Source organism: Desulfosarcina cetonica JCM 12296 (genome assembly GCF_001311845.1).
Taxonomy (GTDB): domain Bacteria; phylum Desulfobacterota; class Desulfobacteria; order Desulfobacterales; family Desulfosarcinaceae; genus Desulfosarcina; species Desulfosarcina cetonica.
On record NZ_BBCC01000296.1, the window covers coordinates 1 to 4965 of the forward strand.

The 4965-nt window shown below is 61.3% G+C and carries 5 protein-coding genes and 1 pseudogene; 3 read left to right on the forward strand and 3 right to left on the reverse strand.

All coding sequences use genetic code 11. The features are described from left to right. The 3 genes and pseudogenes from JCM12296_RS32315 to JCM12296_RS32325 form a co-directional block, all read left to right on the forward strand. The coding region (locus JCM12296_RS32315; RefSeq protein WP_054701760.1) for an energy-coupling factor transporter transmembrane component T family protein at positions 1-720 on the forward strand (720 nt) is incomplete at its 5' end. 206 nt (positions 721-926) lie between these two features. Continuing rightward, a pseudogene (locus JCM12296_RS32320) lies at positions 927-2005 on the forward strand (cysteine desulfurase family protein). 144 nt (positions 2006-2149) lie between these two features. After that, positions 2150-3247: a diguanylate cyclase domain-containing protein gene (locus tag JCM12296_RS32325; RefSeq protein ID WP_054701763.1), complete on the forward strand. Its 1098-nt coding sequence runs from the start codon at positions 2150-2152 to the stop codon at positions 3245-3247. 53 nt (positions 3248-3300) lie between these two features. Here JCM12296_RS32325 and JCM12296_RS32330 read toward each other — a convergent pair whose 3' ends face one another. From JCM12296_RS32330 to JCM12296_RS32340, 3 genes are all read right to left on the reverse strand, one after another. After that, complete coding sequence (locus JCM12296_RS32330) at positions 3301-3729, reverse strand: Fur family transcriptional regulator (RefSeq protein WP_054701766.1); 429 nt, start codon at positions 3727-3729, stop codon at positions 3301-3303. Between the two features lies 1 nt (position 3730). Beyond that, positions 3731-4609 carry a metal ABC transporter permease gene (locus tag JCM12296_RS32335; RefSeq protein ID WP_054701769.1) on the reverse strand — a complete coding sequence of 293 codons (879 nt, stop codon included), beginning with the start codon at positions 4607-4609 and terminating at the stop codon, positions 3731-3733. 3 nt (positions 4610-4612) lie between these two features. Then, positions 4613-4965: AAA family ATPase (locus tag JCM12296_RS32340; RefSeq protein WP_157068103.1), on the reverse strand; the 353-nt coding region annotated here is incomplete at its 5' end.

The window sequence follows — 4965 nt, forward strand, 5'->3', positions numbered from 1 at the left end:
CCGGGCTGGAACCCACCGACCGGTTTTTCTTATCGCAGGCATGGCAGGCGGGCCATGAAAAGGCTTGATCCGCGCACCAAACTGCTGCTGGCCCTGGCCTACGGCACGCTGATCGCCCTGGCCCGCAAGCCGGGGTGGCTGCCGGGTGCCTGGGGCGTGCTGGTGCTGTTGATCGTCATCCTGGGGCAGATGAAGACCTATCTGCGCTGGCTGGTCATGCTGATTCCCATGGCGGCGTTTTTCGGCGGCGTGACGGCCTGGTCGGCCGATCTTGACGCCGGGCTGGCCGCCGCCACCGGACTTATGGCCATGACCACGGTGTTCTTCGTGTTTTTCACGACCACCCGGCCGGAAGACCTCGGCAACAGCCTGGTGCACGCCGGCCTGCCCTATCCCGTGGCCTTCGTCATGACCGCCGCCCTGCAGTTCGTACCGCTGGTGGGCCGCAAGGCCCGGGCCGTGGTCGACACCCAGCAGGCCCGGGGCATCATCCTCAAGCCGGGATGGCGGGCATTGCGCCATTATCCGGCGCTTTTGATCCCGCTTTTGATCCAGTGCTTTCAAATGGCCGATCACCTGGCCGAGGCCATGGCCGCGCGCGGTTTCGGGCGTTCCGGGCGCAGCTTCCGGGTTTCCTACCGCATGTATCTCCACGACTGGCTGGCGGTTCTCGGGGCGTGGGGTGGCGTCATTCTTCTCCTTCGCTATCTGGCCCGCTGAAACGATTTGTCCGCCATATTTGCCCTCGTTTGTTGACAATGCAACGGAGATGGCTCTATCAACACAGCTGGGCGGGGTGGCCGCGAGAAAACGCCATCCGTGCCCTTGAAGCAACCGCAAACCCGCAGGAGGGCATCATCATGGTCGCCCCGATCTACCTGGACTACAACGGCACCACTCCCCACGACCCGGAAGTCATCGCGGCCATGCGGCCGTTTTTGGAAAGCGAATTCGGTAATCCTTCCAGTTCCCACTGGTACGGCATCCGTCCCAAGCGGGCGGTGGAGAATGCCCGCCGGCAGGTGGCCGATCTGTTGGGCTGCGACGCCGGAGAGGTTTTTTTTACTTCCGGTGGAACCGAATCCAACAACCACGCCATCAAGGGCATGGCCCGGGCGCGGAAAGCCGATGGACGGCACCTGATCACCACCACCGTGGAGCATCCGGCGGTCCTGGAGGTCTGCCGCTACCTGGAACAGGAGGCTTCACCACGACCTATGTGGATGTGGATGAGACCGGCCGAGTCGACGGGGATGCCATCCGCGCGGCCATCCGGCCGGACACCATCCTCATTTCGGTGATGCACGCCAACAACGAGGTCGGCACGATCCAGCCCATCGCCGAGATTGCGCGTCTGGCGCGCGAAAAGGGCATCACCATGCATACCGATGCGGCCCAGAGCATGGGCAAGATCGAAACGAACGTTCATGCCTTGGGCATTGATCTGCTTTCCGTTGCCGGCCATAAAATCTACGCGCCCAAGGGCATCGGCGCGCTGTATGTGCGAAACGGCGTGCTGCCGCAGAAATTCTGCCACGGTGCCGGGCAAGAGATGGGCTGGCGCGCGGGCACCGAAAACGTGATGGCCATCGTCGGGCTGGGCAAGGCCTGCGAAATGGCCGACCATAACCTGGCCCATGCCACCCGCCACCTGGCGGCCATGCGTGACCGGCTGCACCAGGGCCTTGTCGACCAGCTTGCCGATGTGCGTCTCAACGGCCACCCGGATGATCGGCTGCCCAACACCTTGAGTGTCGCTTTCAAGGATTTGGAGGCGAACCGCATCCTGGAGGAGATCGGCCTGGAGGTGGCCGCCTCGGCCGGCGCGGCCTGCCATTCGGACACCGTTCAACTCTCCCATGTGCTCGAGGCCATGCGGGTGCCCGTTGCGTGGGCCAAGGGAACCCTGCGGTTTTCCACCGGCCGGATGACCACCATGGATGAGATCGACCGGGCGGTTGCGGCGGTGGTGCAGGCCGTCAGGCGATTGCGGGAAGCAGGTTGACCCGGATGGTGGTATTCTGACGATTTATAATCGATACCAGCCTTTCCTGTGGATTGATGGCCTTCCGCAGAGTGTGGTATGGATGCAATCAACGTATAATTGGAATTGGTAAGCACATTTCGGCAACCCAGCAGGCAGGCAACGATGACCGACGACCCTTCGCATAGAGATACGGATCCGGGCTATCCGGGGCGGATTCTGGCGGGCGCATTCAGTCGCCGCCTGAAATCGCACATCGTTGATTGCATTGCCGCCCTGCAGCACCTGGACCGGATCGGTAACCCCGCCATCACGTACATCTCTGCCTGGCATGATGAAAACCAGGAGATGTGGTATGAATACCTGAGTCCACGGTTTACCGGGCTGCTTTCTTGCAGCCCGATGACGTTTGCCCAGCACTTTCGCAACAGCATTTTGGAGCGGCGGGTCTACCGCCAGGACAAGGCGCGGCGGGTCGAAACCCAGATCATCGCCCATGGCGACATGTTTGATGCCCGGGGCGAGTTGCGCAACGAGGGGAAAACCAACGGGCTTGTCGAGGCAATCTACAAGGTCGCCCTGCCCCGCGGCCGGTCCGCCTGGTTGAAGGATCAAGCCGCTGTCGAGTCCTTTGCCGATGATGGCATCCTGCTTTCCAGCGGCTGCCTGACCGATGTCTCCAAGGAGATGGAGGCCGAGGCCTCGCTCAAACGGGCCGAAACAGCCCTCCAAAAGGCCAATCAGGAGTTACAACGCATGGCCACCCAGGACGGGCTGACCCAGGTGGCCAACCGGCGGCGTCTGGACGCCTGGCTCGACACGGAGTGGCGGCGCCTGGCCCGCGAAAAGGCACCGCTTTCCATCATCATGTGCGATATCGACTACTTCAAGCGCTATAACGACACCTATGGCCACCAGGCCGGTGATGCCTGCCTAAAAAGGATCGCCGAGGCCATCGCCCAGACCGCCCGGCGCGCTTCCGATCTGGTGGCCCGATACGGGGGTGAGGAATTTCTCGTGGCGCTTCCCCACACAACCATCGATGGTGCCGAACGGGTGGCCCAAGAGATCAAGGACACGGTCGCCCAATTGAAACTGCCCCATGCCAGCTCGCCGACAAGTTTTGTGGTGACCCTCAGTATGGGACTCGCCAGCGCCATTCCCACCGCCAAAGAAAGCGTTACTGTCCTCATCGGAAATGCCGACCAGGCATTGTACGAGGCCAAGAAGGGCGGTCGGGATCGATTTATCCGAAGCGTCTAAGAACGGCTTGGGCCAACTGGCCCGGGGATATTTCTACACCCCGCCACCGGCCTTCACTTCATACAGTTCTTGCAGATGCCATCGATGCGCACCTCCACCTTGTCGATGCGTCCGGGAAACGTCTTGCGAAGCGCCTCGGCATCCACGGTCAGGCTATCGGGCGTCAGGCAGTTCATCTGGCCGCAGCGCGTGCAGTAAAAGTGGGGGTGCCGGGGATGGTTTTTGTTGGGCGCCATGCCATAGTAGAAGGCCCGGCCACCGGTGCTGATGCGGTCCAGGATGCCACGGGCCACGAGCAGATCGAGGATGCGGTAGACCGTTACCCGGTTGATGCCGCTACGGCGCTTGAGGGTGTGGTGGATGTCGCCGGCCGAGAGGGGGTAGCTGTTGCCGCCAATCACTTCGAGCACGTCCAGCCGATTGGCCGTCGCTTCAAGGTCGGCGGCCTCCAGTAGCGACTTGTAATTGCACTGGTTGCACATGTCAGCTCCTTCGGGGATCGAGGATCGATTCCGCTTCGCAGGTCTGCGCCACCCTTTTGGGGCGGGTGCTATGAAAACGATGAAAAAGGCGCTGGGCCATGAGGTTGAGAAAAAAGAAACTGCCGGCCACCAGAATGATCGAGGCCCCCGAGGTGAGGTCGAAGGCATAGGAAATCCACAATCCGGTGATGGTAAAGACCATTCCCAGCAGGCTCGATCCGATCATCATCACCAACAGGGAGCGGGCGTATTGTTCCATGATGAACGGTGGAATGGTCAACAGCGCGATCACCAGGATCAATCCCACCACCTGGATCACCATCACCACGGTTACCGCCAGCATGGCGATGAGCAGGAAATAAAGCAACGTGACCGGTACGCCGCGAATGCGGGCGAACTCCTCGTCGTAGGAGATGGCCAAAAGATCGTGGTAGTAAACCGTCACCAGGGCCAAAATAATGATCCCCATGGCGACCATGATCCACAGATCGTTGTCCGGGACGGTGAGAATACTACCGAAGAGATAGCTCATCAGGTCCACGTTGTAGCCGGGCTTGAGGTCGATCAGGATGATGCCGATGGCCATGCCCAGGGCCCATAGAACGCCGATAATCGTATCGGCGCGGTGTTTGGCCCTGAGGGTGACCGTGGCCATGACCATGGCGGCGACCAGCGAGAAACCGAGGGTGCCGGCCAGGTAGGGCCAGCCCATGTAGAATGCCAGGCCGATGCCGCCGTACGCGGCATGGGCGATGCCGCCGGAGAGAAAAACGATACGGTTGACCACCACCAGGGAACCCATGATGCCGCAGATGACGCTGGCCAACAGACCGGCGGTTAGGGCGTTGCGCATGAATTCGAATTGCAGGGCGTCGAGCATGGATCACTCCTCGTGGTGTTTGAGCACGCGGTGGGGCAGGTGGCCGTGGGTTACCAACTCCACGGGACAGACCTCCTCAACGGTGCAGGGATACATGGTTTCGAGCATGTCGCCGGTGATTTCGGCTTGGTTGTGATAGTGCAATCGGCGGTTTACGCAGGCCACGGATTTGATATAGGTGGAGACCACCAGCAGATCATGGCTGACCACGATGATGGAGACCTCCTGGTTGAGCCGCTTGAGCAGCCGGTAGAAGTCGTTCTGGCCCTTGGAATCGATGCTGGCCGTGGGTTCGTCGAGTAGCAGCAGGCGCGGCCGCGTGACCAGGGCCCGGGCGATGAAGACCCGCTGGCGCT